This is a genomic window from Ureibacillus aquaedulcis (genome assembly GCF_030418165.1).
In the GTDB taxonomy this organism is placed as follows: Bacteria; Bacillota; Bacilli; order Bacillales_A; family Planococcaceae; genus Ureibacillus; species Ureibacillus aquaedulcis.
This window is the reverse complement of sequence record NZ_JAUHTQ010000004.1, coordinates 61,683-88,674: the sequence shown is the minus strand read 5'-3', so window position 1 is coordinate 88,674 and position 26,992 is coordinate 61,683. Positions and strand designations below refer to the sequence as shown.

The 26,992-nt window shown below is 38.4% G+C and carries 35 protein-coding genes and 1 riboswitch; of the genes, 5 read left to right on the top strand and 30 right to left on the bottom strand.

Annotation, left to right across the window (positions count from 1 at the left end):
- Positions 1-22 precede the first annotated feature (22 nt).
- The 18 genes from folD to QYB95_RS07255 form a co-directional block, all read right to left on the bottom strand.
- On the bottom strand, positions 23-901 hold the full coding sequence (gene folD / locus QYB95_RS07340; RefSeq protein WP_301137655.1) for a bifunctional methylenetetrahydrofolate dehydrogenase/methenyltetrahydrofolate cyclohydrolase FolD: 879 nt from the start codon (positions 899-901) through the stop codon (positions 23-25).
- 22 nt (positions 902-923) lie between these two features.
- Positions 924-1,307: a transcription antitermination factor NusB gene (gene nusB, locus QYB95_RS07335; RefSeq protein WP_301137654.1), complete on the bottom strand. Its 384-nt coding sequence runs from the start codon at positions 1,305-1,307 to the stop codon at positions 924-926.
- A gap of 326 nt (positions 1,308-1,633) precedes the next feature.
- Positions 1,634-3,124: a glycerol kinase GlpK gene (gene glpK / locus QYB95_RS07330; RefSeq protein WP_301137653.1), complete on the bottom strand. Its 1,491-nt coding sequence runs from the start codon at positions 3,122-3,124 to the stop codon at positions 1,634-1,636.
- A gap of 201 nt (positions 3,125-3,325) precedes the next feature.
- Positions 3,326-3,553, bottom strand: a complete 228-nt coding sequence (gene tlp / locus QYB95_RS07325; protein WP_301137652.1) for a small acid-soluble spore protein Tlp — start codon at positions 3,551-3,553, stop codon at positions 3,326-3,328.
- Positions 3,554-3,693: 140 nt separating this feature from the next.
- Complete coding sequence (locus QYB95_RS07320; RefSeq protein ID WP_301137651.1) at positions 3,694-4,098, bottom strand: Asp23/Gls24 family envelope stress response protein; 405 nt, start codon at positions 4,096-4,098, stop codon at positions 3,694-3,696.
- Positions 4,099-4,236: 138 nt separating this feature from the next.
- Positions 4,237-5,217 carry an LLM class flavin-dependent oxidoreductase gene (locus QYB95_RS07315; protein WP_301137650.1) on the bottom strand — a complete coding sequence of 327 codons (981 nt, stop codon included), beginning with the start codon at positions 5,215-5,217 and terminating at the stop codon, positions 4,237-4,239.
- 194 nt (positions 5,218-5,411) lie between these two features.
- A complete protein-coding gene (gene accC, locus QYB95_RS07310; protein WP_301137877.1) occupies positions 5,412-6,791 on the bottom strand; it encodes an acetyl-CoA carboxylase biotin carboxylase subunit in 1,380 nt (459 codons plus the stop codon).
- Positions 6,792-6,805: 14 nt separating this feature from the next.
- A complete protein-coding gene (gene accB / locus QYB95_RS07305; protein ID WP_301137649.1) occupies positions 6,806-7,312 on the bottom strand; it encodes an acetyl-CoA carboxylase biotin carboxyl carrier protein in 507 nt (168 codons plus the stop codon).
- A 185-nt stretch (positions 7,313-7,497) separates the two neighbouring features.
- On the bottom strand, positions 7,498-8,034 hold the full coding sequence (locus QYB95_RS07300) for a SpoIIIAH-like family protein (RefSeq protein WP_301137647.1): 537 nt from the start codon (positions 8,032-8,034) through the stop codon (positions 7,498-7,500).
- A complete protein-coding gene (locus QYB95_RS07295) occupies positions 8,031-8,444 on the bottom strand; it encodes a hypothetical protein (RefSeq protein ID WP_301137646.1) in 414 nt (137 codons plus the stop codon). The genes QYB95_RS07300 and QYB95_RS07295 overlap by 4 nt, the downstream gene beginning before the upstream one ends.
- 181 nt (positions 8,445-8,625) lie before the next feature.
- Positions 8,626-8,763, bottom strand: coding sequence for a hypothetical protein (locus QYB95_RS07290; RefSeq protein ID WP_301137645.1), 138 nt, complete (start codon positions 8,761-8,763; stop codon positions 8,626-8,628).
- Positions 8,760-9,671: a stage III sporulation protein AE gene (locus QYB95_RS07285; RefSeq protein ID WP_301137643.1), complete on the bottom strand. Its 912-nt coding sequence runs from the start codon at positions 9,669-9,671 to the stop codon at positions 8,760-8,762. Before QYB95_RS07285 ends, QYB95_RS07290 begins: the two co-directional genes overlap by 4 nt.
- Positions 9,672-9,685: 14 nt before the next feature.
- Complete coding sequence (locus QYB95_RS07280; RefSeq protein ID WP_301137642.1) at positions 9,686-10,063, bottom strand: hypothetical protein; 378 nt, start codon at positions 10,061-10,063, stop codon at positions 9,686-9,688.
- A 9-nt stretch (positions 10,064-10,072) separates the two neighbouring features.
- Positions 10,073-10,279: a stage III sporulation protein AC gene (locus QYB95_RS07275; RefSeq protein ID WP_137729024.1), complete on the bottom strand. Its 207-nt coding sequence runs from the start codon at positions 10,277-10,279 to the stop codon at positions 10,073-10,075.
- 204 nt (positions 10,280-10,483) lie between these two features.
- Entirely contained in the window at positions 10,484-11,041 is a 558-nt protein-coding gene (gene efp, locus QYB95_RS07270) for an elongation factor P (RefSeq protein WP_036202010.1), read from the bottom strand.
- A 15-nt stretch (positions 11,042-11,056) separates the two neighbouring features.
- Positions 11,057-12,118 (bottom strand): M24 family metallopeptidase, encoded by a 1,062-nt coding sequence (locus tag QYB95_RS07265; RefSeq protein ID WP_301137641.1) that lies wholly within the window; start codon positions 12,116-12,118, stop codon positions 11,057-11,059.
- 15 nt (positions 12,119-12,133) lie between these two features.
- Positions 12,134-12,562, bottom strand: coding sequence for a type II 3-dehydroquinate dehydratase (gene aroQ / locus QYB95_RS07260; RefSeq protein ID WP_301137640.1), 429 nt, complete (start codon positions 12,560-12,562; stop codon positions 12,134-12,136).
- A gap of 35 nt (positions 12,563-12,597) precedes the next feature.
- Entirely contained in the window at positions 12,598-13,050 is a 453-nt protein-coding gene (locus tag QYB95_RS07255; RefSeq protein ID WP_301137639.1) for a hypothetical protein, read from the bottom strand.
- 182 nt (positions 13,051-13,232) lie between these two features.
- On the opposite strand from QYB95_RS07255, the gene QYB95_RS07250 reads away from it, so the two are divergent.
- Positions 13,233-14,117, top strand: coding sequence for a DUF1385 domain-containing protein (locus tag QYB95_RS07250; RefSeq protein ID WP_301137876.1), 885 nt, complete (start codon positions 13,233-13,235; stop codon positions 14,115-14,117).
- Positions 14,118-14,247: 130 nt separating this feature from the next.
- Positions 14,248-15,012, top strand: coding sequence for a TSUP family transporter (locus tag QYB95_RS07245; RefSeq protein ID WP_301137638.1), 765 nt, complete (start codon positions 14,248-14,250; stop codon positions 15,010-15,012).
- Positions 15,013-15,069: 57 nt separating this feature from the next.
- Here the strand turns inward: QYB95_RS07245 and QYB95_RS07240 are convergent, their stop codons facing one another.
- Positions 15,070-15,903 (bottom strand): lipoate--protein ligase family protein, encoded by an 834-nt coding sequence (locus QYB95_RS07240; RefSeq protein WP_301137637.1) that lies wholly within the window; start codon positions 15,901-15,903, stop codon positions 15,070-15,072.
- Between the two features lie 107 nt (positions 15,904-16,010).
- On the opposite strand from QYB95_RS07240, the gene QYB95_RS07235 reads away from it, so the two are divergent.
- Complete coding sequence (locus QYB95_RS07235) at positions 16,011-16,394, top strand: rhodanese-like domain-containing protein (RefSeq protein WP_301137636.1); 384 nt, start codon at positions 16,011-16,013, stop codon at positions 16,392-16,394.
- Between the two features lie 356 nt (positions 16,395-16,750).
- On the opposite strand, the gene gcvPB is transcribed toward QYB95_RS07235, so the two are convergent.
- The 11 genes from gcvPB to comGA all read right to left on the bottom strand — a co-directional run bounded on the left by gcvPB (position 16,751) and on the right by comGA (position 25,507).
- Positions 16,751-18,220, bottom strand: coding sequence for an aminomethyl-transferring glycine dehydrogenase subunit GcvPB (gene gcvPB / locus QYB95_RS07230; protein WP_301137635.1), 1,470 nt, complete (start codon positions 18,218-18,220; stop codon positions 16,751-16,753).
- Positions 18,213-19,559 (bottom strand): aminomethyl-transferring glycine dehydrogenase subunit GcvPA, encoded by a 1,347-nt coding sequence (gcvPA, locus tag QYB95_RS07225; RefSeq protein ID WP_301137634.1) that lies wholly within the window; start codon positions 19,557-19,559, stop codon positions 18,213-18,215. The genes gcvPB and gcvPA overlap by 8 nt, the downstream gene beginning before the upstream one ends.
- A gap of 23 nt (positions 19,560-19,582) precedes the next feature.
- On the bottom strand, positions 19,583-20,686 hold the full coding sequence (gcvT, locus tag QYB95_RS07220) for a glycine cleavage system aminomethyltransferase GcvT (RefSeq protein WP_301137633.1): 1,104 nt from the start codon (positions 20,684-20,686) through the stop codon (positions 19,583-19,585).
- 269 nt (positions 20,687-20,955) lie between these two features.
- A riboswitch (glycine riboswitch) is annotated at positions 20,956-21,049 on the bottom strand.
- Between the two features lie 133 nt (positions 21,050-21,182).
- On the bottom strand, positions 21,183-21,695 hold the full coding sequence (locus QYB95_RS07215; RefSeq protein WP_301137632.1) for a shikimate kinase: 513 nt from the start codon (positions 21,693-21,695) through the stop codon (positions 21,183-21,185).
- A 35-nt stretch (positions 21,696-21,730) separates the two neighbouring features.
- On the bottom strand, positions 21,731-21,919 hold the full coding sequence (locus QYB95_RS07210; RefSeq protein WP_301137630.1) for a hypothetical protein: 189 nt from the start codon (positions 21,917-21,919) through the stop codon (positions 21,731-21,733).
- A complete protein-coding gene (comGF, locus tag QYB95_RS07205; RefSeq protein ID WP_301137628.1) occupies positions 21,897-22,358 on the bottom strand; it encodes a competence type IV pilus minor pilin ComGF in 462 nt (153 codons plus the stop codon). Before comGF ends, QYB95_RS07210 begins: the two co-directional genes overlap by 23 nt.
- Positions 22,334-22,642, bottom strand: coding sequence for a hypothetical protein (locus QYB95_RS07200; RefSeq protein ID WP_301137627.1), 309 nt, complete (start codon positions 22,640-22,642; stop codon positions 22,334-22,336). The genes comGF and QYB95_RS07200 overlap by 25 nt, the downstream gene beginning before the upstream one ends.
- On the bottom strand, positions 22,632-23,096 hold the full coding sequence (gene comGD / locus QYB95_RS07195) for a competence type IV pilus minor pilin ComGD (RefSeq protein ID WP_301137625.1): 465 nt from the start codon (positions 23,094-23,096) through the stop codon (positions 22,632-22,634). The genes QYB95_RS07200 and comGD overlap by 11 nt, the downstream gene beginning before the upstream one ends.
- Entirely contained in the window at positions 23,086-23,427 is a 342-nt protein-coding gene (comGC, locus tag QYB95_RS07190; RefSeq protein ID WP_301137624.1) for a competence type IV pilus major pilin ComGC, read from the bottom strand. Before comGC ends, comGD begins: the two co-directional genes overlap by 11 nt.
- An 18-nt stretch (positions 23,428-23,445) precedes the next feature.
- The gene (gene comGB / locus QYB95_RS07185) at positions 23,446-24,516 is read right to left on the bottom strand and encodes a competence type IV pilus assembly protein ComGB (RefSeq protein WP_301137623.1); all 1,071 of its coding nucleotides are present in this window, start codon (positions 24,514-24,516) and stop codon (positions 23,446-23,448) included.
- Positions 24,497-25,507 (bottom strand): competence type IV pilus ATPase ComGA, encoded by a 1,011-nt coding sequence (gene comGA, locus QYB95_RS07180; protein WP_301137621.1) that lies wholly within the window; start codon positions 25,505-25,507, stop codon positions 24,497-24,499. The genes comGB and comGA overlap by 20 nt, the downstream gene beginning before the upstream one ends.
- Before the next feature lie 290 nt (positions 25,508-25,797).
- Between comGA and QYB95_RS07175 the strand changes: the two genes are divergently transcribed.
- Positions 25,798-26,493 (top strand): helix-turn-helix transcriptional regulator, encoded by a 696-nt coding sequence (locus QYB95_RS07175; RefSeq protein ID WP_301137620.1) that lies wholly within the window; start codon positions 25,798-25,800, stop codon positions 26,491-26,493.
- A gap of 116 nt (positions 26,494-26,609) precedes the next feature.
- Positions 26,610-26,852, top strand: coding sequence for a DUF2626 family protein (locus QYB95_RS07170; RefSeq protein ID WP_126657079.1), 243 nt, complete (start codon positions 26,610-26,612; stop codon positions 26,850-26,852).
- The last annotated feature ends 140 nt before the right edge of the window (positions 26,853-26,992 follow it).

Below are 26,992 nucleotides of genomic sequence, written 5' to 3'. Positions count from 1 at the left end.
AGAAAAACAGCCCTTTTATATTCTACATGTTTTTATGCTTTTTGTCCTGTGATAGCGTTTTTTGAGCGGACTGCACTGTATTATACAGCAACATTGTAATTGTCATTGGCCCTACTCCACCGGGAACCGGTGTAATATGTGATGCAAGCTGCTCTACTTCTGCAAAGTTGACATCACCTATCAATTTATTATTTTCGTCACGGTTAATCCCCACATCGATTACAACTGCACCAGGTTTTACATGTTCTTTTGTAATAAAATTAGGGCGACCAACAGCTGCAACAATAATATCTGCTTGTTTTGTTATGGATGGCAGGTCAGGTGTTTTTGAATGTGTATATGTAACAGTAGCATCTTTTTGAAGAAGCAGTTGTCCCATTGGTTTACCGACAATATGACTTCTGCCAACGATAACTGCATGTTTTCCAGCGATATCTATTTGTGCGTATTCTAATAATTTCATTACGCCATATGGGGTGCATGGTAAGTATGTTTCTTGGCCTAGCATCATTTTTCCCACGCTAACAGGAGAAAAGCCATCAACATCTTTTTCAGGAGAAATTGTCGCAATGACCTTGTCTTCATTAATGTGCCCAGGTAACGGCAGTTGTACTAAAATCCCATGAATATTATCGTTATGATTTAAAGAACGAATCTGAGCAAGCAGCTCTTCTTCAGAAACTTCTTCCGGTAACTTGATAAGTTCGGAGTAGATTCCAATCGCTTCACATGATTTCTGCTTATTTCTTACATATGTTTGTGATGCAGGATTGTCACCAACTAAAATAACTGCTAATCCAGGTGTAATCCCTTGTTCTTTTAGCTTGGCTACTTCCTCAGCTACAGATTTACGGATTTCTTGTCCAATTTCTTTACCATTGATAATCATTGCATTCGACATTTTCTTACATCCTTTCAAACGACTATTGTTGTGTGAATTTAGATAGTACACCGTTTACAAATTTACTCGATTTTTCATCACCGAATGTTTTGCAAAGCTCAATCGCTTCGTTCAACACTACACGGTTGGGCGTATCCTGCATATATTGCAATTCGTATAAAGCAATTCTTAATACGGTTCTTTCTATTTTAGGTAAACGGCCTAATGACCAGTTTTCTAGGTTTTTAGTAAGTTGTTCATCAATTTCTTCCAAGTTTTCCGTAACACCATGTACTAACTTTTCAAAAAAAGCATCTGATTCCTCTTCTTCTAGTACGTGGCTAATTGCTTCCTGTAATGTTAGATCTGTGTTATCTAACTGAAACAGTACTTGCACTGCTTTTTCGCGCGCATCATGTCGTTTCATGTATAAATCTCCTTCATTGGTAACATTAGTTTTTATAATAACATATTTTAGCTTTCCGAACACTGCTTCAATCATTTCCGCCTAAAAAATTTGTCATTAGGCTATCAGTATTATTTATTGAGCTATGATTAGGTGATTTATTCATGATGGAGAGAATATAAGGTGCAAGTTTGTGGAAAGAGTATTTAGTGTGGCTGTGGTTGGAGTTGTCCAGAGCAATCATATCCTAAAAATGGGTAATCCCTAAAAAAGTGCCGTACATTTATAGACGGCACTTTCTATTTTCCATTACCTGAATACGAAAACTTCAGCAACATAAGCTTAGTTCATTTAAAAATCTGTGCTGCTTGTACGGCCTTTTTCCATCCACCATATAATTCCGTTCTGGATTTTTTATCCATTTGGGGTTCGAACTTTTGATCAAGATCCCAGTACTCGCTAATTTCTTCTTTACTTTCCCAGAAGCCTACCGCAAGACCTGCTAAATAGGCGGCTCCTAAAGCAGTTGTTTCATTTATGGCAGGGCGTTCAACCGGAACATCCAAAATATCCGATTGGAATTGCATCAGGAAATTATTTTTAACTACGCCCCCATCAACACGGAGTGATTTCAAAGAAAGCTCAGAATCCGCTTCCATGGCACCTAGAACATCCTTCGTTTGGTAAGCCAACGATTCCAATGTCGCACGTATGAAATGTTCCTTCTCCGTACCCCGGGTCAATCCAAATACAGCCCCACGGACTTCACTATCCCAATATGGCGTGCCTAAACCGACAAATGCAGGAACGACGTAGACACCATCTGTACTTGTCACCCTTTGGGCATATTGCTCACTTTCCGATGAGTCACGAAGCATCCGTAAGCCGTCCCGCAACCACTGAATGGCTGAACCGGCAACAAAAATACTTCCTTCCAATGCATATTCCACTTTGCCATCGATACCCCAGGCGATGGTCGTTAATAAGCCGTGCTCTGAGCGAACTGCTTTTTCACCCGTGTTCATCAACATAAAGCAACCTGTACCATACGTATTTTTAACCATTCCCGATTCAAAACATGCCTGTCCAAATAATGCAGCTTGCTGGTCGCCTGCTATTCCCGCGATTGGAACCTCGACTCCAAAGAAGTGCTTTTTCGAAACATGCCCATAGATTTCCGAAGATGGTCGAACCTCTGGCAGCATGGAGCTTGGTATACCTAATATTCCCAATAGCTCTTCATCCCATTTTAATTCATGAATATTATACATTAATGTTCGGGAAGCATTTGAATAGTCGGTAACATGAACTCTTCCTTCGGTTAGTTTCCAGAGAATCCAAGTATCGATTGTCCCGAATAGCAACTCGCCTTTCTCGCTCTTTTCTTTTGCCCCTTCAACATTCTCCAAGATCCATTTCACTTTGGTAGCCGAAAAGTAAGCATCAATTAATAATCCCGTTTTCTCTCGAAATAAATCCCCATATCCTGCTTCATTTAATTCATTGCAAATTTGCGCTGTTTGTCGGGATTGCCAGACAATAGCATTATAGATTGGTTTTCCGCTTGTTTTATCCCAGACAACGGTAGTTTCCCGTTGATTTGTAATCCCGATGCCCGCAATTTGTTCGGCACGGATATTTTTTTCAGTTAAAACAGTCGCAATGACGGAAAGAATCGAACTCCAAATTTCGTTCGCATTATGTTCAACCCAGCCAGCTTGCGGGAAGTATTGTTTAAACTCCCTTTGTGAGATATGCTCTACTTTTCCTTCTTTATTAAACAAAATGGCTCTAGAACTTGTAGTTCCTTGATCTAAGGATAAAATGTACTTTTCCATTTATTTTCTCCTTCCAAGTATGATTATGTACCAACTAAATCATGTCTTTCCTTACATTCTATTATTACTATTTAGATTCACAAAAGTAAAAGAAATAAACCCCTAAAAAAAGAGCATGCCGGATTGGACATACTCTTTTAATGCATACTTTATCAATTTATTACACGATTTTTTTGAAAATAAACGATTCTTCCGCCGATCTTATTGTTCCCTGTGAGCAGCTTCGTCTTTAATTTCTTCGCGCAACCCTTCAACTGCCTCTTTGCGACGATTATTTTTTGCTTGAATTTTCGCTTTTTCTTCAGGACTTGAAAAAGCTAGCGTTTCTTCTGCAGCTTCAATGTTTTCTAAAGTATTGTGTACCGTTGCTTGTAATTTTTCTACATTATCTGATCTGTCGTCTGGTTTTGCTTTTTGATATTTTGACATAAGAAAGCCTCCTTATTAAAATTCAAATACGGATTTAGTTTGGTATCATTTTTTGTGTTTATACGTTTTTTCGTTGTCAATTATTTTGGAAAAAAATACCACAAAGGTCTTTTAACCTTTGTGGTATCGATGGCATTAAATTACTCTGCTTCTTTGGCCTGTTCAAATTGGATGGCCGTAATATGGACATTCACTTCGTTTGTATCGATTGAAGTCATATTCAAGATAGCCTGTCTAATTACAGTTTGGACTTCCTTAGCCACTTTGGGGATTGAAAAACCATATTTCACCGAACAAAATACATCGATGACTATTTGTCCTTCTTCGGTAATAATCGCCTTTACACCTTTGGAATGTACTTTTTTGCCAAAGCGTTCGGCTACACCCGAAGCAAAATTACCCCGCGTTGCAGCAACGCCTTCAACCTCGGTTGTTGCGATGCCTGCAATCACCTCAATTACTTCCGGTGCCACTTCTATCTGACCAAGTTCTTCTTTACCAGAAGGAGTTGGTTGTATGAAAGCCTTTGTTACTTTCTCAGCCATCTTCTTCATCCTCTCTCACTTCATAAATCTGTCTATTTTATTAAAAAACAGTACTTTATAAAGACTTCTATTTGAATTTCATTATACACCATTTTTCTCCAGAAGGCTTCAAGTGAACACTGTAATTTCCAAGTTTTATTAAACTTCCTTCCAGACTTTTGAAAGCAATTCATACGATTTTTTCCGATCCTCAATATTGTAGATCGGACTATTTATCATGAGTTCATCTATTTCGCGATGCTGCATAAATTTAACTAATTGGGTGAATACCTTTTGACTTGAGCCATAGAATGTATATTTGAGTTGTTGCAGTACTACTTTCTTTTGGTCTTCTGTCCAAAGGTCCGTCATGTCACGAGGGGGTTGTGTTTTCCCTCTTTTCCCTTGGATAATTCCCAAAAATTGCTGGAATAAGGTACTAGCTAAAAACTCTGCTTCATCATCTGTATCTGCAACAATTGCATTGACAGCTACCATAACATAAGGCTTATCAAGCACGGCTGATGGCTTGAAATTTCTTCTATAGGTATTCAAGGCATCATCCAATAAATCCGGTGCAAAATGACTCGCAAATGAATAAGGCAACCCCAATTGTCCAGCTAGTTGTGCACTATAAAGGCTTGAACCCAAAAGCCAAACCGGAATGGACATCCCTTTACCCGGGACAGCAATAACAGGACGTTCTACATCTTCAAAATATCCTCTTAGTTCATCCACTAAACGGTCAAATTCATAGGCCCCACGGTCATCTCTGCGCAGTGCGCGAGCTGTCATCATATCTGAGCCGGGTGCTCTGCCTAACCCTAAATCTATACGCCCAGGATACATGGATTCCAATGTTCCGAATTGCTCTGCAACAAGTAAAGGCGAATGATTTGGCAGCATAATGCCACCGGACCCCACTCGGATCGACTTTGTGGCAGCTGCTAAATATCCGATCAAAACGGCAGTCGCTGAACTCGCAATCCCCTGCATATTATGATGTTCTGCCACCCAATAACGATTGTACCCAAAGCTTTCGACAGCTTGAATTAACTCTCTGCTATTTTTAAATGATTCTGCAGGTGTACTACCTTCCAACACCGGTGCTAAATCAAGTACTGATAATTTTGGCAACAATTATGTTTCCCCCTCTCATACCTATTAAGTATAAAACGAACCTCGTAATGAATCATTTATTTTGGCTCGTTATTAAGCAAATCGAATAATCGAAATAAAGAACTTACTTATATGTTAATGAAAATACTTCCTTATGGTTTACAAAAAAACGTCCTTCATTCAATCGATGAAGGACGTTTTTGTAATTAGATCGTTTAATTTGAAGCGATTTCTTCCTTTTTCGAAACATTTAAAATGTCGTTTTCTTCAAGGAATTTAGTATTGAATTTCCCGGATTGGAAAACTTCATTATTCATTAATGCTTCATGGAATGGAATTGTTGTGTGAATCCCTGGTCCATCCACTTCAAATTCACTTAATGCCCGATTCATTTTTGCAATTGCTTCCTCACGAGTATCTGCATGAACAATCAATTTTGCTACCATTGAATCGTAATATGGCGGGATTGTATAGCCGGCATATACCGCTGAATCAATACGTACACCATAGCCGCCAGGCGTTATATAAGTTTCAACTGTACCAGCTGAAGGCATAAAGTTTTTATAAGCATTTTCTGCATTGATGCGGCATTCAATCGCCCAGCCGTTGATTTTAATATCTTCTTGCTTAAATGGCAGAGCCTCACCGGAAGCAATTTTCAGCTGCTGCTGAACCAGATCCACTCCTGTAATCATTTCTGTTACAGGGTGTTCCACTTGAATGCGTGTATTCATTTCCATGAAGTAGAAACGATCTTCACGGTAATCATAAATGAATTCAATAGTGCCGGCACCTTCATAGTTACATGCTTGTGCTGCCAGGACAGCTGCTGCTCCCATTTCAGCACGGCGTTCTTCTGATAGTGCAGGAGATGGCGCTTCCTCAACTAGCTTTTGCATACGACGTTGTACCGTACAGTCACGTTCACCTAGGTGTACAACATTTCCATAAGAATCCGCCAACACTTGGATTTCGCAATGACGGAAGTATTCGATGAATTTTTCCAGATAGACACCTGGGTTGCCGAATGCAGCTGCTGCTTCTTTTTGTGTAATTTCGATGCCTTTTACCAAGTCTTCTTCTGTACGTGCTACACGGATACCTTTACCGCCGCCGCCGGCAGTTGCCTTAATAATAACCGGGTAACCGATTTCGCTTGCCCATTTCTTGCCCGTTTCAATATCTGGCACAATGCCTGTACCAGGTACCAACGGAACACCGGCTTCCTCCATTGAACTACGAGCAACGTCCTTGATTCCCATTATTTTGATGGAATCGGATGATGGACCGATAAACTTGATGCCTGCTTGTTCACAGCTCTCTGCAAAATCAGCATTTTCAGCCAGGAAGCCATATCCAGGGTGGATTCCATCCACACCAGTTTTCTCGGCAACGCTTAAAACAGCCGGGAAGCTTAGATAAGAATCCTTTGATAATTTTGGTCCAATACAGTAGGCCTCATCTGCTAATTTAACGTGAAGCGCATTGCTGTCTGCTTCCGAATAAACGGCCACTGTTTCAATTCCTAACTCTTTGCATGCACGAATGATACGTACTGCAATTTCACCACGGTTTGCAATTAATACTTTTTTCATCATTAAAGCACCCCTTACTCAGGTTTCACTAGGAATAGTGGTTGACCATATTCAACTAATTGGCCGTCTTTAACTAGTATTTCAACGATTTCACCTTTGATTTCAGCTTCTATTTCATTGAATAGCTTCATTGCTTCTACGATACAAACGATTGTTTCTTCGCCAACTTTATCTCCTGCTTTTACATAGGCAGGTACATCAGGTGAAGACGCTTGATAGAAAGTACCAACCATTGGGGAAGTAATTTTATGTAATGACGAATCATCTACACGAGCTGGCGCTGTATTTTCCTCCACTTTTGGTTCTTCTGCTTTTGGAGTTTCAGGGACAACAGGAGCTGCAACTGGTGCAACTGGCTGTACTACTGCAGCAGTTTCTTTTGCCGGTACAACCACCTCTGAGATTACTCCATTATTTTTTTTCAGCTTTAGCTTAGCCCCATCGTTTTCATAGACGAATTCGTCAATTGATGAATTGTCCACTAATTTAATTATCTCTCTCAATTCTTGTACTTTAAACATGAGAACACCCCTTGTACTTTAATAACTACAATTACCATTTTATATTTTTTTAATACTTTTTGAAATACAAAAATAGATTTTTATTGAAAAACAGAAAAAAACAGTGCTTTCGTTTCTATTAACGAACGCACTGCGTAATTTCTGTTTGAAAGAATATCCTTATATTATATTAATATATTATCATCTTAATAGTAATTTGATTCTGGGTTTACTGTAACTTGTGCGTCTTCGATTTCAGATTTTACGATGTAGATAATCTCGTTTGCTTGTGCTGAAGATAACTCATCAGTCAATACTGAAACTGCCACTTTTTCGTCACTAATTCGAACTAATGCATCTGAATAACCAATGGATTCAATCAACATCTCCAGCATTGATTCCGAAGATTCTTGTGCGATTAATTCATTCATTTCATTATATGCAGCACTTTTTTCTTCTGCTGTATAGTCGTCTGATGCAATCTTGTCAGTTAATTGAGTTCTAAGCTGATCACGTTCGTTGCTAGCTTCCATACGCATCTCATCGAATAAATAACTTTCTGAAGTAGTTGTTGTAATTTCTTCTTCAGTTACACCCGTCAGAGTCGTTTCTTGTAATGTGTCATCCGTGAAAATAGTTGTTAGATCCACACTGCGGTTTGGTTCAAATACATAATAAACTGAAATAACTGCCGCCAAACTTAGTAACGTTAATAACCATACTGTTCTTCTTTTAACTTTCATTGTTCATCTCCTTTGTTCTCCATAGGTACAATCATGATTCTGTGAGTAGGCATTTGCATGACTCTACTAATTGTTTCTAAAAGTTGCTTTTTTATAGCCGGGTTAGACGCCCCTTCCGATACAACGAGCAATCCTGATACATATTTTGACCCTTCACTTGAACTTAAATAGCCATTCAGCAGGTTGTCCGAGTCATCTTCATTAGGATTCTGGTTCTCATAATGGAAATATACCTTTACTTGTCCAACACCTTGAATCTGACCAAGTACTTGTTCAAGTCTGCTTTCTTCTGTTGACGATTGATATTGCTCTTCGTTTGACTCATTCCACGTAACAGAAATGTACGCAATGAACACCAATACGGCAATCGGAATAAAGATTAATTTTTGTTTTTTCCATTTATTTTCCACCTCACGTTTTCTTGGCGCCCCCCTTCTATCAAATCCGCCCCGGCATTTGCCGATGGGCCTTTACTTTGTTCGGCATCTTAATTTCTTTATACGTGAATGAAAGCTTCTAGCTGATTACAGCCTTACTGAACAAAGTTTACTGTTTCAACACATTGTATGAAGCTAGTCCCAACTCTATGCTTTAGAGTTTCAGAAAATCTAATACTGTTGTTAAAAAAATTAATAAGGTTGCTAGTTTTACATAGACCAGGATGTCTTTTTCATCTGCCAGAAGTAGTAAGCATTTTCCTATTAAAATAATTGCGATTAGTTTGATCAAAAGCTTTTCCCCACCCCTAATTGCATAATTACCATTAATATCAACCAGATAAAGACAAAGGCAATTCCCAGCAAAATGGCAACTGCACAAAGCAGCAATAACGACTTCCCTACATCATCCAGCAATCCACTTATCGTACTTCCAGTAAAGGGTTCAACTATCGCGGCAATAAATTTAAATGTCAAGGCATGAATAAGCAGCCTACCGGCAGGATAGAAGGACGCTCCCCAAAAAGCAGTCATAGCTCCAAAGCCGACTACTGTTGTGGCAGTCGATTGGTATTTGTGGAAAATAGAAAACCCTTCAACAATCAGTGATCCAACTATGGGAACCGTTTGTTCGATAACCTTCTTGATCGGGCTTGCGATGGCTTGGTCAATTGTGAAGAAAGCCACACCGGTAAAAGAAAGTACGGTGACCATCGCTATCAGGGATGCAGTAATCAAGGTCATCACTGTTCCCCGTATCAATTCTGAGGCCTTTGAAAATGAAATATCTTGAATAAACCTTGTACAAAAATCAAGTATCAATGCCACCGTAATGGCCGGAATCAAGACTTTTTTACAAAGCAAAATCAGCATCTCGAAAATAAAAAGAATAACCGGGCTCCAAGCAATAAAAGAAAACACTGCATTTAAGACAACTAAAAGGGAAGTTAAAATTGGTGTAAGCGCTAAAAAGAAATCAGAAGCAACATTGACTAAATCCCCCATCAAGGAGAAAGCATCCATGACGGTTTGTCCTAGTGTTAAAACGAGAATAATCACAAATAATGCATCTGCCCATTTTTTGAATTTGGGTACAAATGCTTCAACGATTAAAAACATGATGGTATAGGTCAAGATCAGGATGATGGATTGTCCAGCAATCTTCAATGGACCTATAAAGATATTGAGTATTTCATGCATTGGCGCAGAGCCCCTTACTGAAGCTTTTCTAAAATTGACGATAAATCCGACAGTATTTTTCCTAGTTCACTAGTCCAATAAAATAACAGCACGATACGAATTGAGAACATAACAAGTTCGCCGAATGTTTCATAATCCTCTTCCTCAAACATTGATTGAAAGAACAAACCTAGCTGATAGAAAAGTGCAGAGTACACAAGTTGAGGTACATAGGGCACTGATTGAACATATGAAAGGAGCTGCTCTAAAAAAGGAATAGTGAGCATCGACAGCAAGAAATATAATAGGACGAAAAAAAAGATGACGACAATTATTCCGTGTAGTTTGTTGATTGTTTCTCTAATAAATAGTAGAAGAATCATCAGGATTACGGCGTAAATTAAAAATGTCATAGATGAACCCTAATTTAAATTAAGCCATTGGAAGAATGTAAGAATATCGCCAAAGAAAAGCCGTAAAAATCGTATTAGTTCTGCAGTGATGTACAAATATGCGATAAAAAATATAAAGAAAGAGAATTCCTTTTTGCCGATTTGCTCGAAGAAAACATGAAGCAAAGCAATAATGAGCCCTACTCCAGCTACTCGCAAAACGTCCTGTAACTCCATCACGACGCCTCCTTGTGTAAGGCAATATATGAGCTTGTTCAAAAAAATAGACCTTGAACCAAAGAAAAAAATCATCTGATAGAAAGATGACTTTTTATAACTTTATTATCAAATTAAGGTAATTATCAGCTCCAAAATAAAAAAGAGTGCAAACAAAGCCAACTTGACTTTGTCTGCACTCTAAAGTATCAAACCGTTTCCTGATTAAGCGCGTGAAACATATGATCCATCAGTAGTGTTGATGATTAATTTATCGCCTTCATTGACGAAGAATGGTACGTTTACCATTAAACCAGTTTGCATTTTAGCCGGCTTTGTTCCGCCTGAAGCCGTATCACCTTTGATGCCTGGTTCAGTTTCTGCAACTTCAAGAACAACTGTATTCGGTAACTCAACACCCAACATTTCACCTTGGTAAGATTGAATGTGAACTTCCATATTTTCAAGAAGGTATTTTAACTCTTCTTCAATTTGTGCACCTGCAAGCTCAGTTTGCTCATATGATTCCATATCCATGAATACGTGGGAATCACCTTGTGCATATAGGTATTGCATTTTGCGGTTGTCGATTTGTGCTTTCTCTACTTTTTCACCGGCACGGAAAGTTTTTTCCGTTACGTTGCCATTTCGCAGGTTACGCAATTTCGAACGAACGAATGCTGCACCTTTCCCTGGTTTAACGTGTTGGAAATCCAATACGCGGTATAATTGGCCATCAATTTCAACTGTAAGGCCTGTACGGAAATCATTAACTGAGATCATAGTTGTAATCCTCCATTATAAAATAATTAATTCTTTAGTAGAATGGGTTAATTTTTCATTACCTGTTTCTGTGATTAAAATATCGTCTTCAATACGAACTCCGCCAATTCCCGGCAAATATATACCTGGTTCAATTGTCACAACCATGTTCGGTTCCAGTACCGAGCTGGATCTTGATGAAAGTGCAGGACCCTCATGTACTTCCAGACCGATTCCATGTCCTGTTGAATGTCCGAAGGCTTCACCATATCCTTTAGATGATAAGTAATCGCGTGCAATGCTGTCGGCTTGAACCCCAGTCATGCCTGGACCTACTTTTTCCAATGCAAGCAACTGTGATTCCAGCACTGTATTGTACATTTCAACAAGCTTTTCGGAAGGCTGTCCAACTGCAATTGTTCGAGTAATATCTGAAATATAACCATTATATAAAGCACCGAAATCAAGTGTAACGAAATCACCTTTTTCAATCACTTTGTCTGTAGCAACACCGTGCGGCAATGCACTGCGCACTCCACTTGCTACGATCGTGTCGAAAGAGGAGGCAGTTGCGCCATGTTTACGCATGAAAAATTCCAATTCATTCGAAACTTCAAGCTCAGTCAAACCTGGCTTAATAAATTCTAGAATATGCGAAAAAGCATTATCTGCAATCTCACATGCAACCTTAATAATATTAATCTCTTGTTCAGTCTTTATCAAGCGAATTTTTTCAATTAACCCAGAAACCGGTACTAATTCAGCTGATATAAGCGATTTATAAGTCTCATACATTGAGTAAGTCAACGTATCTTTCTCAAACCCTAATGTTTTGATACCCATTTTTTCAATCGCATCTGCTACTTCTTGAAAAATTGTCCCTTCATGTTGAACAATACGGAAGTCTTGTATTTGTTTGCTGGCCTGTTCAGTGTATCGGAAATCCGTAATGAATACTGCATCATCCTTGGATACGACAGCAACACCTGCCGAACCCGTGAATCCGGTCATATAACGGCGGTTATAACCGTTTGTAATCAGTAACCCATCAACATTTTGTTCAACTAGCGCTTCACGCAGTTTTTCTAATTTAATCATTCAAAGTTCCCCCATTCATTGTTCCAAGAACTTCCTAAGAGCTAGTTCATAGCCAAAAGTTCCAAGACCACTTATTTGACCAACACATTCTGCTGCTAACTTTGATTCGTGACGAAACGATTCTCTTTTATGTATGTTAGAAATATGCACTTCAATGACAGGCACATTTACAGCAGCAATTGCATCCCTTAGCGCAATACTTGTATGTGTGTATGCGCCAGGGTTAAAGACAATTGCTTCAACATCCGTATCTTCTGCTTCGTGAATCCAATCAATCAGTACCCCTTCATGATTGGACTGTTTAAAATCTATTACAGCATTAAATTGTGATGCCAGGTTGATACATTTCTCTTTTACATCTTCCAAAGTTTCACTTCCATAAATTTCGGGCTCGCGTTTGCCAAGACGATTTAAATTCGGTCCATTCAGCACTAAAACCTTCATCAACATTTCTCCTCTATTAACGGAAATTACCACTTTTATTTTACCACAGAGTCTTTATACGGCAACCTATTTCGTCCACTATGTGCCCGATAGTGGAATACGGCTGTTTCAAAAACAAACCTGGCAGTAATGACGAGGGTAACCATAAATGGAATAGACAGTTTTTTAAATGATGAAAGTTCAGCAGGCAAATCAAAGATAATCCACTCACATATAAGGGCCAAGATGGAACCAATAATAAGCGAAGTTAGAAAACTAGGAACCATCTCCACAAACTGCATTGCAAAATAAAGAAGCAGGGTTATTAAAAAAATAGCGATCAATAAAAATAGCCATTTTACTGTCCAGTGACTGGATTCCAGAATATTTAACCTCTTTGCATAACCTACCGGGCTCCATTTAATGAAATGAAATAGGGATAAGAGCTTTAAACTGATCGTTAGAAAAATAGAAGCAAATAAGCTTGTAATTACAGCCATATAAATCACGAAGAACACCTCTTTTTTCGTAAGTTTCGCCAATATTTAAAATTCGTATGCGTAAACGTAGAGGTTTTGACAAAATTTTAGTACAATAGATTAGCTATAAGTTTTATATTTTGAGAGAGTGGTGTAGAACCTTGGGTAATGAAGCACCTGTATACGGCGGACAAGCACTTCTGGAAGGCGTCATGTTCGGAGGGAAGGATCATACCGTAACAGCAGTTCGCAGAAACGATGATTCAATTGAATACTATTATGCAAAAAAACCGAAAAAACCTATTTTTCAAAAACTGAAAAAAGTTCCTTTTCTACGAGGAGTTATTGCATTAATCGAGTCTTCCGGACTTGGAGCAAAACATCTGCAATTTTCAAGCGAACGCTATGAAGTAGATCCTGGTACAGAAGAAGAAAATACAGAAGAAACGTCCAAGCTTCAAATGATTTTAGGTGTAGCTGTTGTCGGGGTCATCTCCTTCCTATTCGGTAAATTTGTCTTTACCTTGGTGCCGGTGTTTATGGCTGAATTATTTTCGCCCTGGATATCAGGGAAATTTGAGCAAATATTTTTGGAAACTTTCTTTAAACTAATCTTACTTCTAAGTTATTTATATGTTATATCAATGACCCCACTTATTAAACGTGTATTTCAATATCATGGTGCAGAGCATAAAGTCATTAATTGTTATGAAGCCGGTTTGGATATAACAGTGCAAAATGTTCAAAAGCAATCGAGATTGCATTACAGATGTGGTTCTAGCTTTATATTATTCACAGTAGTGATCGGAATGTTTATTTATTTCTTTTTCCCTACCGATCCTTTGTGGCTGCGTATCGTCATTCGAATTCTGTTAATTCCAGTAGTACTTGGAATCTCATTTGAAGTCTTGCAAGCAACAAATTCACTTAGGAACATTCCTGTATTAAAATACTTGGGCTACCCAGGTTTATGGCTCCAATTATTGACTACAAAAGAACCGAAAGATGAAATGGTTGAGGTAGCAATCGCTTCATTCAAGAAATTGCACGAAGTTGAAAAGAATCCTGAAATCGGGATGAAATTACATCACGACTAACATGAACGCATTTGGTGAAATACCAAATGCGTTTTTATTGTTGCCCCGATTTCAGAAAGAACCATTTACAATTTCCTACAAGTTCGATAAGATTACCACATTACAGTAATTGTTTAGGGGTCACGCATAAATGGAACTAGATTTAGTGAAAGTTATGATCATTATCTTTTTTGGTTTTGTCGGCGCTTTTGTAAATGCTACTGTTGGAGGCGGCGGATTAATCACGCTTCCCGCCCTACTATCGGTAGGTCTTCCCCCATCGGCTGCCATTGCTACAAATAAGTTAGCAGCATCCATGGGGAACCTGACAAGCTCTTTAACGTTTTTTAAGGCAGGTAAAATTGATGTCAAGCTGCTTGGCCCTATTTTGCCTTTCGTTTTCATCTTTTCAATGTTAGGGGCCTGGACCGTCCATTTAATGGATTCCGAGTTATTGAGGCCTTTAATTATTGTCATGTTAATAGCTGTATTAATTTATACGCTGATAAAAAAGAACTGGGGACAGTCGGAAGAGAGAAAGCCACTAGATTGGAAGCGCGGTACACTCTTTGTTGCCAGCATTGTATTACTAGGATTCTATGACGGGTTTTTCGGACCAGGTGCCGGGTCCTTTATGATGTTCGTCTTCTTAATCGCAGGCTTTGATTTTTTACAAGCTGCCGGCAATGCAAAACTGATAAATTTTGTTAGTAATATTGCCGCACTTATCATGTTCTTGATTTTGGGTGAAGTAGTTTTCCTTTACGGCTTAATTATGGGGATATCGATGATTGCCGGTGCTTTCTTTGGGACAAAATTTGCACTTAGTAAAGGAACCAGCTTCGTTAGAATGTTGTTTATCATTATCACTGTCATATTAATTATTAAAAACATCTATGATTACTGGTTCGCTTAAAGGAAAAAGGCAATTTCCTTCACGGGATTGCCTTTTTGCCAACAGAAATGTATTTTCTTATTTTCTAAAATTCCATTCATCATTTAAATATTTTGTTTCTTCAAGCGTTTTAACATATTGTAATTGTTCCTCAGTTAGTTGATACGGAACTAAATCGATCTCCAATGCTTCTTCAAAACCTTCTTTGAAAGCCGTGATGCATTGCGGGATCGTAATTTCCTTATCTGTTAATCCATTTATGGCAACAGCCTTTTCCGGTAGCTTCTGACGCATTCTTTCTTTTGCTTCAGGGGATGGAAATTTAAATACAGAGAGCAGTTTCTCTTCATCCAAATCCAGCAAAATCGCTCCATGCTGTAAAATAACACCCTTTTGGCGCGTTTGGGCACTTCCCGCTACTTTTTTCCCTTCAACCACTAATTCATACCAGCTCGGTGCATCAAAGCACACAGCACTTTTCGGTTTCTTTAAATCTGCTTGCTTTTCCTCTGTATCAGGAATACTAAAATACGCATCCAAACCTAATTTTTGAAAGCCTAGAAGCAACCCTTCACTTAGCACCCGATAAGCTTCTGTGACACTTGGAGGCATATCGGGGTATTGCTCAGTCACGATGATACTGTAAGTTAATTCACTCTCATGCAACACTGCCCGTCCACCAGTTGGGCGTCTGACAAATCCCAATTTTTGTTCTCGCAAGACTTCTAGGTCTATGTCTTTTTCTGCACTTTGAAAATAACCGATGGATAGAGTAGCTGGATTCCATTCATAAAAGCGTATTACTGGAGGAATTTCTCCTTTACTATGTAGATCGAGCAACGCTTCATCTAGAGCCATATTGTACGAGGGACTACATGGTCCTGAATTTATAAAATACCATTTTGCTTTCATTTCATCATCTCCTAAGACGCACTAAATATCATTTTAACAAACTGATTGGACGAACGCCACTTTCTCTTTTATAATGGAATATGAAGAAAGAAAGGAGAAATATTGCAGTGGCTGTACTTTATACAATTGCTATCATACTAGGTCTTATCATCGTATACGTTCTAGTAAATACACTGCGTCTGAAAAAGGCAGTGACAAACTTAACTCAGGATGAGTTTATCCAAGGCTATCGAAAATCACAACTGATTGATGTGCGCGAAGTAAAAGAATTTGAAGCGGGACATATTCTAGGTGCACGTAATATCCCTTCAACACAGCTTCGCCAACGCTACAAAGAAATCCGCCCTGATTTACCAGTCTACCTATATTGCCAAAATGCAGGCCGTAGTGCACGTACTGCACTTTTCCTAAAGAAAAAAGGCTATAACCAGGTATACCAATTGCAAGGTGGATTCAAAACTTGGACAGGTAAAGTAAAATCAAAAGCATAAACCTTTAAGAAGAGACAACTCAAACCTATGAGGCTGGAGTTAAATCTCTTTCACTTACCATTTTAATTTAAAACTTTCCACCTAAAAAGGGACTTCTCGGTTTTGTGAGATGTCCCTTTAAAAATGGTTCGAATTCTATATTATCCCGGCCATATTTTCAGTTGTTCATCTATAGGAAAGCGCAAAAAAACGCTATCCCAAAATGATAGGTTATGAATTTCTTCCTATTATATAGGAATAGTATTTCATTCCTTTTTCCGTTATAACAAAAACTCTTATGACATTCATTTGTTGATGTTTTTTTATGAAATTTTCAAATAAAAAATAGACGCCCCGCGTGGAGACGCCCAAGTGTATTACCCTTCTACTTTCGTATAGCGAAGAACCGGTGTGCGGGCTGCACGAGTTTCATCTAAACGACTGATCACTGTTGTATGTGGCGCTTCTTGAACGATCGAAGGATTTTCTTCTGTTTCATTTGCAATCTGAATCATTGCATCAATAAATGCGTCTAATGTTTCCTTTGATTCCGTTTCTGTCGGCTCGATCATCATTCCCTCTTCAACATTCAATGGGAAGTAGATTGTTGGTGGGTGATATCCAAAGTCCAATAAACGTTTTGCAATATCCAACGTACGAACACCCAATTTTTTCTGGCGACGCCCGGAAAGAACGAATTCATGCTTGCAATAACGGTTATATGGCAGGTCAAAGTATGGTTCCAGGCGACGCATCATATAATTTGCATTTAATACGGCATATTCAGTGACAGCTTTCAGACCATCCGGCCCCATTGTACGGATATAAGTATAAGCACGTACATTGATGCCAAAGTTTCCGTAATAAGGCTTTACACGGCCAATTGATTGCGGACGGTTGTAGTCAAAATGGAAAGATCCATCATCTGTTTTAACCAAAACTGGTTTTGGCAGGAAAGGAATCAAATCTGCTTTCACACCCACAGGACCTGAACCTGGACCTCCCCCGCCATGCGGACCTGTAAAAGTTTTATGAAGATTTAAATGAACACAGTCAAACCCCATGTCTCCTGGACGTGCTTTACTCATAACCGCATTTAAGTTGGCTCCGTCATAGTACACTTTACCGCCAACACCATGAATGATCTCAGCCATTTCCAGGATGTTTTCCTCAAACAAACCTAATGTATTTGGGTTTGTAAGCATCAATGCTGCAGTATCTTCTCCGACAACTCGACGTAAATCATCCAAATCAACTAAGCCATCTTCATTTGATTTCACCGTAATTGTTTCAAATCCTGCAACCGTTGCCGAAGCTGGGTTCGTTCCGTGGGCAGAGTCCGGTACAATTACCTTGTTGCGGTGTCCTTCGCCATTTGCTTCATGGAATGCGCGAATCATCATTAATGCTGTCCACTCCCCATGAGCTCCTGCTGCTGGTTGCAGTGTCACTTCATCCATGCCAGTAATTTCTACCAAAGATGTTTGAAGTTCATATAATAATTCCATTGCCCCTTGTACTGTTGCTTCATCTTGCAGAGGATGGATATTGGCAAAGCCTGAAAGCCTAGCTACATTTTCGTTGATTTTTGGATTGTACTTCATTGTACAAGAACCTAATGGATAGAACCCTGAATCTACCCCGTGATTGCGACGAGATAGAGCTGTATAATGACGCATAATATCCAACTCAGCTACTTCAGGTAATTCAGCTGCTTCTTCACGTACAAAACCTTCCGGCAGTAAATCCGTTAAATCGAATTCCGGTACATCTAACTCAGGTAAGCTATAGCCTACACGACCTTCTTTGGATAATTCAAAAATGAGTGATTGATTTTCGTTATGCATTGTAAGCCCCCATTTTCTCAACTAATACGTCGATTTCTTCTCTAGTACGCAATTCCGTAACAGCAATTAACACATGGTTTTCTAATTCAGGATAAACAGTTCCTAAATCAAAACCTCCTATAATTCCGTCCTGGATTAGTTGTTTATTGATTTCAGATACAGGTTTGGTTGTTTTGACTACTATTTCATTAAAGTGTGCACCTTGGAACGAAACTGTGAATCCAGCTGCTTCAAAAGCATTTTTCGCATAACGGGTTTTCACAATATTTTGTTTTGCCATTTCTTGTACGCCTTTCTTGCCAAGAGCCGTCATGGCAACAGATGCAGCAAGGGCTAATAGGGCTTGGTTCGAACAAATATTGGACGTTGCTTTCTCGCGGCGGATATGTTGTTCACGAGCTTGCAATGTTAGTACATAGCCGCGACGACCATCCTGATCGACTGTTTCACCTACTAAACGGCCGGGTACTTTACGCATCAGTTTCGATGTAGTTGCGAAATAACCACAATAAGGACCACCAAAGCTCTCAGGAATACCGAATACCTGTGCATCCCCTACAGTAATGTCGGCACCTAATTTACCAGGAGGTGTCAGGATGCCAAGAGCAAGTGGATTTGCAGAAACGATGAATAAACCTTTTGCTTCATGGGCAATGTCACCGATTGCTTGCAGATCTTCAATTTGTCCAAAGAAGTTTGGATATTGCACCATAACCCCAGCTGTATTGTCATCAATTAATTCTTTTAGTTTGTCGATATCCGTAACACCATTATTCGTTGGTACTGTTACAACTTCAATCGACTGGCCGTATGCATAGGTAGCAACGACATCACGATATTCAGGATGGATGGACTCAGATACGAGCAATTTTTTTCGACGAGTATGACCAGCAGCAAGCATCCCGGCTTCCGCTAATGAAGTACCGCCATCATACATGGATGAGTTAGCTAAATCCATACCCGTTAATTCCGCGATCATTGTCTGAAATTCAAAAATCGCTTGCAATTCACCTTGTGAAATTTCAGGTTGATATGGTGTATAAGCAGTATAAAACTCTGAACGGGAAATAACATGATCCACTATTACTGGCTTATAGTGGTTATAGATTCCAGCACCCAGGAAGGAAACGTTTGAATCTGTGTCTTCATTTTTAGCTGCTAGCTGTTTTAATTCCTTTAGTAGTGCAGATTCCGATTTTGCCGCTTTTATATCGTATAAGCCTTTGAATCGAACACTTTCAGGAATATCTGAAAATAGTTCATCTACACTTTCTACACCAATAGTGGCAAGCATATCTTTTTTGTCTTGTTCCGTCATAGGAAGATAACGATGTACCATTCTATTAAGCCTCTTTTCACAGTTTATTTTACGCGTTTATAAAAAGGAGTAGCGATCGTTTTCGCCTTTAATTTTTTATTGCGAATTTCAATTTCCAACTCAGTATCTAATTGAGCAAATTTTGCATCAATTAAAGCTAGACCGATATTTCTTTTTGTAAGTGGTGATTGAGTACCTGTTGTAATTTCACCGATTTCAACACCATCTTTATACACTTTATAGCCATGGCGAGGGATTCCTTTATCAATCATCTCGATACCAATCAACTTGCGGGCTGAACCATTTTCCTTTTCAGAAATTAGTGAGTCTTTTCCAATAAAGTTACTTTCCTTTTGCAGCTTCACAGCAAAACCGATGCCAGCTTCAAGTGGTGAAATATCTTTTGAAAGCTCTTGCCCATAAAGTGGAAGACACGCTTCAAAACGCAGAGTATCACGTGCCCCTAATCCTGCCGGCACAACGCCCTTGTCTTCTCCCGCCTCTAATATTTTGGACCACAGATCAATAATTGCTTGTGGCTCCCCGTAAAGTTCGAAGCCATCTTCACCCGTATATCCTGTTCGGGAAACCAACACGGAATGATCAGCAATCTGTACGTTTTCTATAAATTTAAAATATTTTAAAGAGTTTAAATCTACATCTGTCAAAGTCTGAAGTATTTCTTCAGATAGCGGACCTTGCAAAGCAATTTGTGCATATTCGTCCGATTTGTTCGTTACAGTGACATCGCCTTGAACTTGCGCTTTCATCCATTCAAAATCTTTTTCAATATTAGCCGCATTAACGCATAACAAATATTTCTCCTCTTCTAATCGGTAAACCAGGAGATCATCCACAACGCCGCCAGTTTCATAGCACATTGCATTATATTGAGCTCCACCAATCTGAATTTTTGAAATATCATTTGTTAATAAATATTGCAAGTAAACTAATGCATCTTTTCCTTCTACCATGATCTCACCCATATGGGATACATCAAAAAGTCCGGCACGGTGACGAACAGCGTCATGCTCATCTTTAATGGAAGAAAATTGGACAGGTAAATCCCAACCTCCAAAGTCAATTGTCTTGCCGCCATATTTTGCATACTCATTAAATAATGGCGTTCGTTTTAATTCATTCCCCATTGTTATGTCCCCCTACAGTTTTTTACATATTGGAAAAACACAAATCAAGCCAAATAGGTTGAGTTGATGTCGCATCTGATGCAGGATACTAATTACTCCTTACCTTTCAAAGCGCAAAAAAGGACAGACGAATCCCTATTTCTAGGAATCCTCTGTCCTTGCACCTGAAAGTTACACCAAACCGATTATCATAAATTTTGAATCGATTAAATTGGCTTTCCCCTTTGGTGGCTGAAACAACTTTAACGAAACAGCACTCTCCAGAGATGCGTCCTGTACGAGTCTTTTTGCCTGAGAGATTCATAGTTTTTCACTACTTGCTCCTTCGGCGACGCTCTTCACGTTCTCTCCCCGCACAATCATCCGCGCAAATATTCATAATTCAATGTACTCGATACAACATCTCTTGGCTATATCCTAACATTGGTCTTTATGAAAAGGCAATCTTTTTTTAAATATAGTTTAAAAACGAACATTTAAACGTAACAATAATTAATTATTCGGTTTTCAAACGATTCACTTGGAAACCAATATATTCAACTATTTGACGAAGAGTTCGGCCTTCGGTTAATACTCGAATGTGCCCCGTCGCTCTATAGAACTTTCTTCTTGCTTGATACAACTGTTCCAGCTCTTGTTTAGTAGAACGCTGCACGATTGGTCGATTTTTATCATTTTTGATTCGCACATAAATATCCTCGAATGTAGCATCCAAAAAAAAGACCAATCCGGAACGCCGCATGATTTTACGATTATCTTCGTTCATTGCCACTCCACCACCAGTTGCAATAATACATGCTTCGTCTCGGAAGTTAAGCAGGAATTCCGTCTCCAGGGCTCTGAAATGAGCTTCCCCGTACTCTTCAAATATTTCGGGAATCGACATCCCTTGTTGGCGAACAATTTCATGATCCATATCGTAATATGGCAGTCTTAAAAAGTAACTTAGCCTTCGTCCGATAGCGCTCTTACCACACCCCATGAAGCCAACTAAATATATTTTCCGCATGCTATCACCTTCTTTGACTTTCCAAAATCTATCTACTACTTACTACCAATTTCCTTCAGTAGGTTTATCGTAGCACGAACATTGGCGAATTCCAATGAATTATACGTTTTTATTTGCGATTCGTAAGATAAACAATAGAAAGCAATAAAAGAAGTTGTTACAAATAGCAGCATGATAGCAAGTGCAAAAGTTGCTCCTCTCTCATTCCGTATTCGTTTGAACAAAAAACCTCCTCTCCTTTTCTATACCATTTTGAAAAATCACGGATATCTTGATAAATTGTCCATCCCAACTAAACAAAGCACTTTCAATTCCTATTAACCATGGAATATTCCCTTCATGATTAATGGTTAGACGCAGAACATCACCACTTCGATCTATCTTTATTGATTCATCCGGCTTCATATAAAACACTTCTAATGTGTTGGATTGATTGGATACTCTTACCTCTTTCACGTTTGAGAAAGAGTCCTGGAAATCTTGAACGAAAAGTTCCCATTGCAAGTGTTCTTCAGTAAAAAAGGTTGTATCCATTTGCTTGATCCAAAACATTACCAGCAACAAGATTTGGGAAAGAAGGACAAACACCACAAGGGAAAAGAGCGCTTCAAGGAGTGTATAGCCTTGACTATTATGGATTATTCTCCATTTTGATTGATGCATTTCACTTGTTCTCCACTTAAATTATTAAATTGTACACAAATTTGTTCTCCATCATATCTCCATTGATATTCATTGTGTTCAATCGATTTGGTACCACTGGATAAAGAGCGCGATTTTATCAGTTTAGCCGCCTCTAAGGCTGTTTGGGATGCATGCAATTCAACTTTTTCATTATGCAAAGTAGTTTTTAATTGATAGGTTAAAGGAATTAATGATCCCGATATTATTAAAACAATAACAACCGTCAGCAACGTCTCCACAAATGCGATTCCTTTACTGTTCAACTAATCTCATCCGTCCTTCTTTAATATAAATAACCAGATTCGTTTCTCCGTATGGGGTATAAAACTTTATCGTTCCAAATGGCGAAATCTCACCTTTCGGATCTATAATGAAACGTTTCAAGTTGCTATAAATTTCAAGTTGAATGTTGCTCGGGAAGTCCTTTTCCAGTAGGGTTTCTCCAGAATATACTCCGAAAGCCTTATAATGATTAGAATTATAAAATTGGATGTGGATCTTTTCTTCACGCTGGATAGCTAGTGCCTGCATTTCTTGAATATCCAATATGAGCTGCTGAAAAAAATGATCCACTACTCGCTTTTCCGAAATTTTGACCGTTATTTGAAAAACGATTGAAGATATGAGAAGGAAAATAAATAATACGAGGAGTATTTCAACTAATGTAAACCCTTTTTGATTCTTCGTGTAAGGATGCGTATGAAATTCAGCTGTCACTCGTATCCACTTCACTTGTCTTTTTCACTGCTACCACATTGCCATCACTTTCTATTTCAATCAAATCACCATTTGGACATGCAGTTTCTTCATCATCAGTTAAATAACCGCCAGTTTTTAACTGACCTAAGGTAGGCAATGCATTATGATCAATTTTATAAGCTTCTACCTGCCCCTGTACCATTTTTAAATAGGCTTCACAACCTTTGTTATCAATTGTCGTAAAGTGCTTTGTCACATTTGGTATCGTTACCAATATGAGGACCGATATGATCAGCAAAACGATTAACATCTCAATTAGAGTAAATCCTTTTTCGTTCATTCTTTTCAATGAATACACACTCTCCTATTAAATGATTTCTATTAGTTCGTACATAGGAAGTAGAATACTTAAATACGCTGCAATAATACTTAACGCAATGATGATAAAGAATAGTGGTTGTATAATTGATACTCCTGTTTTGATAAAATGCTGTACTTTTTCATCAATCAACTCACTGTATATTAATAGTTCTCTTCCAAGATAGCCGTTTTTTTCACCATGTATTATAAATTCCTCAAATTTTGCCGAAAACCACCCTAAATGAAGAACAGCCGACGAAAGTGATTCACCAAAAGTAACTCGCCTTTCAATTTCTTTGGACACGTACGCCAATGTCTTATTTAATTGCTGATTTTGCAGGATAGTAAGGGCATGTTGCAGTGAAAATCCTCCAATCAAAAGATCCCCCATCGTTTTCGCTAATTGATTTGTAATATGCATTTTATAAAAGTAGCTAACGATGGGAAGTTTTAAAATCAGCGGTAGTTGTCTTTGGACACTTTGTTTCTTAATAAACAGAATTGAGGTTGTTATGATGCAAAGAACGGTGACGAAAACCAGAAGAAGTATATCCGGCAGCTTGAGGAAAATTGAGGAGATAAATATTGTGGAATTACTGCCAACTTCGGTTCTCGATTCTAGTATTTGTGCAATATTCGGCAGAAAGTAAATGCGGAAGGCAAAAAAGATGCTCATTAACACAATGCTCAGCAAAATAGGATAGCTTAATAAGTTAACTATTTTTTTGCGCATTTTTTCATTAAAGTCCAATTGCATAGAAATCGAGTGCAGACTTTGGGCAAGTTTTCCGTTTTCCTCTGAAATGCTAATGGCAATCAAGAAATGTTTTGGAATAGAAAAGCATTGCAGTATTTCTATTAGACCCTCTCCATTTCTAAATTTCTCCTGGATCTTGCTGCGCCACTCAGCGGGATTATCGACGTGATAAGGCAGCAACATATCGATAGAATCCGGGAAAGTATACCCTTCGTTTAACAATGTACTGATACGGTTCAGGAAAGAAGGTAACTGATGCACTTTATCTTTTTTGCGGGGACGAAACGAAAGGTTTTTTATTTTATGAAGTGGTAGGTGCATTTCTTTTTCTCACCTCATATGAAGCTAGCTGATTCGACAGCCTTTCCGAATGTGGCAGCTTGTATTGTTCCCCCCTCATGGTTGCTGCTATTGCATCAACTAGATTGAGGTCGCTTAAAATCTCATATATTGCTTTTCTTTCCTCCAACCCTACTTGCACTAATGACTGGGCAACAATTCCAATGACGGCTTGTCTAATTTCCTCAATCGAGATATTTAAATCTAATAAGCGGTAGATACAATTGACCGTATCCTTTGCATGAATCGTCGAGAGTACCAAGTGGCCCGTCAGTGCTGCTTCAACAGCAATCTTGGCTGTTTCTCGATCTCTTATTTCACCAATCATAATAACATCCGGCGAATGCCGCAGGATTGCCTTAAGTCCTGTTGCGTATGTGACACCTGCACGCTCATTTACTTGAATTTGAAGTAGATTAGATTGGTTGCTTTCGACTGGATCTTCCAGTGAAATTACGTGACGAGCCAGCATTTCACTTGCGTGATTGACTAAGGAATATAATGAGGTTGTTTTCCCGGATCCGGTAGCACCACAAAACAATAATAATCCTTGTCTATTTGATACAAGCTGGGTTAATTTTTCTGCAGAGTTAGGGTGTAAGGATATAGAAGAAATTGGAAGACGGGAGTTCTGGACAAGAATCCGGATAACTAAACTTTCTCTTTTAAAAATTGAAGGTAATGTAGACACACGAAATGCGTACAATGTATTTAACATTTCTTTCTGGAAAGAACCACTTTGTGGCTTCCTCTTTTCGCTAATATCAAGGGCTGACAGGAACTTAAAATAAGAAATAATTCTGTCTCCTATCTCATTGGGTAGATTGCTTGCCGGAAATAGCTTCCCGTATTTTCTGAAATGGATAAAATAGCTACCTTGCCCTGGAATAACATGAATATCTGATGCACCAAAATGAAGTGCCTTTAACAATAACTGCATACTCTTGCTTTCAACAACCGATTCTATCTCCATTAACCACACCTCCTTGTTTTTAGAGTATTAGTTGACCGCAACTATTTACCGCTAGTATATCTTGGTATTTCAAAATAAGAAACCCTTTTAACTAAGTTTAATTTTTGGCTAACCAAAAATTAGTTAAATTTCATTTTTGCCCTACAATTTCAGCTCACTTGGCTAAACAGAAAATAGTTCAATTTTGCGGTAATTGTAATAATTGATTGGGAATTTCTGTATCAATTCTATCCTAGAAAAGTTAAAATGTAATGGTAAGAGAAGTAAAATAATCGTACAGAGGTGATTGCATGGTACATCCTTTAAAAATAACAAGTACTTTATCCGATGAAACACGATACCAAATATATGAGTACTTCCTTCAACAAAAAAAATCATTTACAGTGCAAGCCATTGCAGATCAATTCAATATCCACCCAAATGTTGCCCGACTGCATTTAACGAAGCTTTCCGAAATCAATTTATTATCTGCTTACTTTGTGAAAACTGGCAAAGGTGGAAGACCAGGCAGAGAATATAAAGCCTCTGAACAAGGAATCGAATTGAGCTTTCCGAAAAAAGACGAGAGCCGTTTACTAAAGTGGGCCATGAAACTTATCAATTCAATTGGTCCGGAAGCGTTGGAGATGGCTCAACAAATAAGCTATGATGATGGACAATCCGAAATGAAATTGTTGCTGAAAAGCGGAAAAGGAATAGGCTTACCGGATTTTGATAAAAAAATTAAGCTCCTGACTGATTCAGCTGCTTTAATTGGATATATACCTCAGATCGTGGAAACTTCAACGGGGAAAAAAATAATTTTCTCAATCTATAATTGTCCGTTTAAAAATCATTTATCTACAAATAATGAAATTATATGTACTTTACATGAATCCTATTTAAAAGGCCAAGTCGATGTACTTTTTACTCAAAACGACATTGTTCAGGTAGAAAGCATGATTCATGATTGTGAAAATTGTAAGTACGAGATAGACATCCTCTAGTATTTTCTACTGTAATGTCACAAACTTAATGTAAGTTAGAGTTTACATTATAGTTTCAAATCATTTATAATAAAAGATGATATTATTGTGTCGTTTGGCAAAAGGAGGGATTCTTCATGAGCAATATGTATAAAGTTATGGCTTTCTGGACTGGTATTTTTGCCGTTATGTTCTACCTTGGTGATATGTACGAGGTTTCGCTATTATTCGTTGGTAATACAATATTATTCTTATTATTAGGCTTCTTAAACCTAACAGAACGCATGTACATGTACATTTTCGGAGCTTATTTAACAATATTCTTCGCAGGATTTACGTACTACACTACGTTTATCCATGTACCTGGTGCTGGCCACTAATAAATCACATCGACTGAATACTCAGTCGATGTTTTTTATTTAAATTCAAACGATTAAGCGCCACTACAGCCAAGTCACTGATCAAAATGGATGGCATCTTTTATTTCCTTTAAACGGGTAATTCCCGAACTGCATCATAT

Bases quoted from the DNA above. Each gene is read 5' to 3' on its own strand.
- QYB95_RS07285 (WP_301137643.1), bottom strand. From the start codon at position 9,671: ATGCATGAAATACTCAATATCTTTATAGGTCCATTGAAGATTGCTGGA.
- comGB (WP_301137623.1), bottom strand. From the start codon at position 24,516: ATGCACCTACCACTTCATAAAATAAAAAACCTTTCGTTTCGTCCCCGC.
- folD (WP_301137655.1), bottom strand. From the start codon at position 901: ATGTCGAATGCAATGATTATCAATGGTAAAGAAATTGGACAAGAAATC.
- QYB95_RS07175 (WP_301137620.1), top strand. From the start codon at position 25,798: ATGGTACATCCTTTAAAAATAACAAGTACTTTATCCGATGAAACACGA.
- accC (WP_301137877.1), bottom strand. From the start codon at position 6,791: ATGAAAAAAGTATTAATTGCAAACCGTGGTGAAATTGCAGTACGTATC.
- aroQ (WP_301137640.1), bottom strand. From the start codon at position 12,562: ATGAAGGTTTTAGTGCTGAATGGACCGAATTTAAATCGTCTTGGCAAA.
- QYB95_RS07215 (WP_301137632.1), bottom strand. From the start codon at position 21,695: ATGCGGAAAATATATTTAGTTGGCTTCATGGGGTGTGGTAAGAGCGCT.
- QYB95_RS07170 (WP_126657079.1), top strand. From the start codon at position 26,610: ATGAGCAATATGTATAAAGTTATGGCTTTCTGGACTGGTATTTTTGCC.
- QYB95_RS07280 (WP_301137642.1), bottom strand. From the start codon at position 10,063: ATGACATTTTTAATTTACGCCGTAATCCTGATGATTCTTCTACTATTT.
- QYB95_RS07265 (WP_301137641.1), bottom strand. From the start codon at position 12,118: ATGATTAAATTAGAAAAACTGCGTGAAGCGCTAGTTGAACAAAATGTT.
- gcvPA (WP_301137634.1), bottom strand. From the start codon at position 19,559: ATGGTACATCGTTATCTTCCTATGACGGAACAAGACAAAAAAGATATG.
- comGF (WP_301137628.1), bottom strand. From the start codon at position 22,358: ATGCATCAATCAAAATGGAGAATAATCCATAATAGTCAAGGCTATACA.
- QYB95_RS07275 (WP_137729024.1), bottom strand. From the start codon at position 10,279: ATGGAGTTACAGGACGTTTTGCGAGTAGCTGGAGTAGGGCTCATTATT.
- QYB95_RS07320 (WP_301137651.1), bottom strand. From the start codon at position 4,098: ATGGCTGAGAAAGTAACAAAGGCTTTCATACAACCAACTCCTTCTGGT.
- gcvPB (WP_301137635.1), bottom strand. From the start codon at position 18,220: ATGCATAACGAAAATCAATCACTCATTTTTGAATTATCCAAAGAAGGT.
- comGA (WP_301137621.1), bottom strand. From the start codon at position 25,507: ATGGAGATAGAATCGGTTGTTGAAAGCAAGAGTATGCAGTTATTGTTA.
- QYB95_RS07245 (WP_301137638.1), top strand. From the start codon at position 14,248: ATGGAACTAGATTTAGTGAAAGTTATGATCATTATCTTTTTTGGTTTT.
- glpK (WP_301137653.1), bottom strand. From the start codon at position 3,124: ATGGAAAAGTACATTTTATCCTTAGATCAAGGAACTACAAGTTCTAGA.
- accB (WP_301137649.1), bottom strand. From the start codon at position 7,312: ATGTTTAAAGTACAAGAATTGAGAGAGATAATTAAATTAGTGGACAAT.
- gcvT (WP_301137633.1), bottom strand. From the start codon at position 20,686: ATGGGGAATGAATTAAAACGAACGCCATTATTTAATGAGTATGCAAAA.
- tlp (WP_301137652.1), bottom strand. From the start codon at position 3,553: ATGTCAAAATATCAAAAAGCAAAACCAGACGACAGATCAGATAATGTA.
- QYB95_RS07240 (WP_301137637.1), bottom strand. From the start codon at position 15,903: ATGAAAGCAAAATGGTATTTTATAAATTCAGGACCATGTAGTCCCTCG.
- QYB95_RS07250 (WP_301137876.1), top strand. From the start codon at position 13,233: ATGTTCGGAGGGAAGGATCATACCGTAACAGCAGTTCGCAGAAACGAT.
- QYB95_RS07300 (WP_301137647.1), bottom strand. From the start codon at position 8,034: ATGAAAGTTAAAAGAAGAACAGTATGGTTATTAACGTTACTAAGTTTG.
- efp (WP_036202010.1), bottom strand. From the start codon at position 11,041: ATGATCTCAGTTAATGATTTCCGTACAGGCCTTACAGTTGAAATTGAT.
- nusB (WP_301137654.1), bottom strand. From the start codon at position 1,307: ATGAAACGACATGATGCGCGCGAAAAAGCAGTGCAAGTACTGTTTCAG.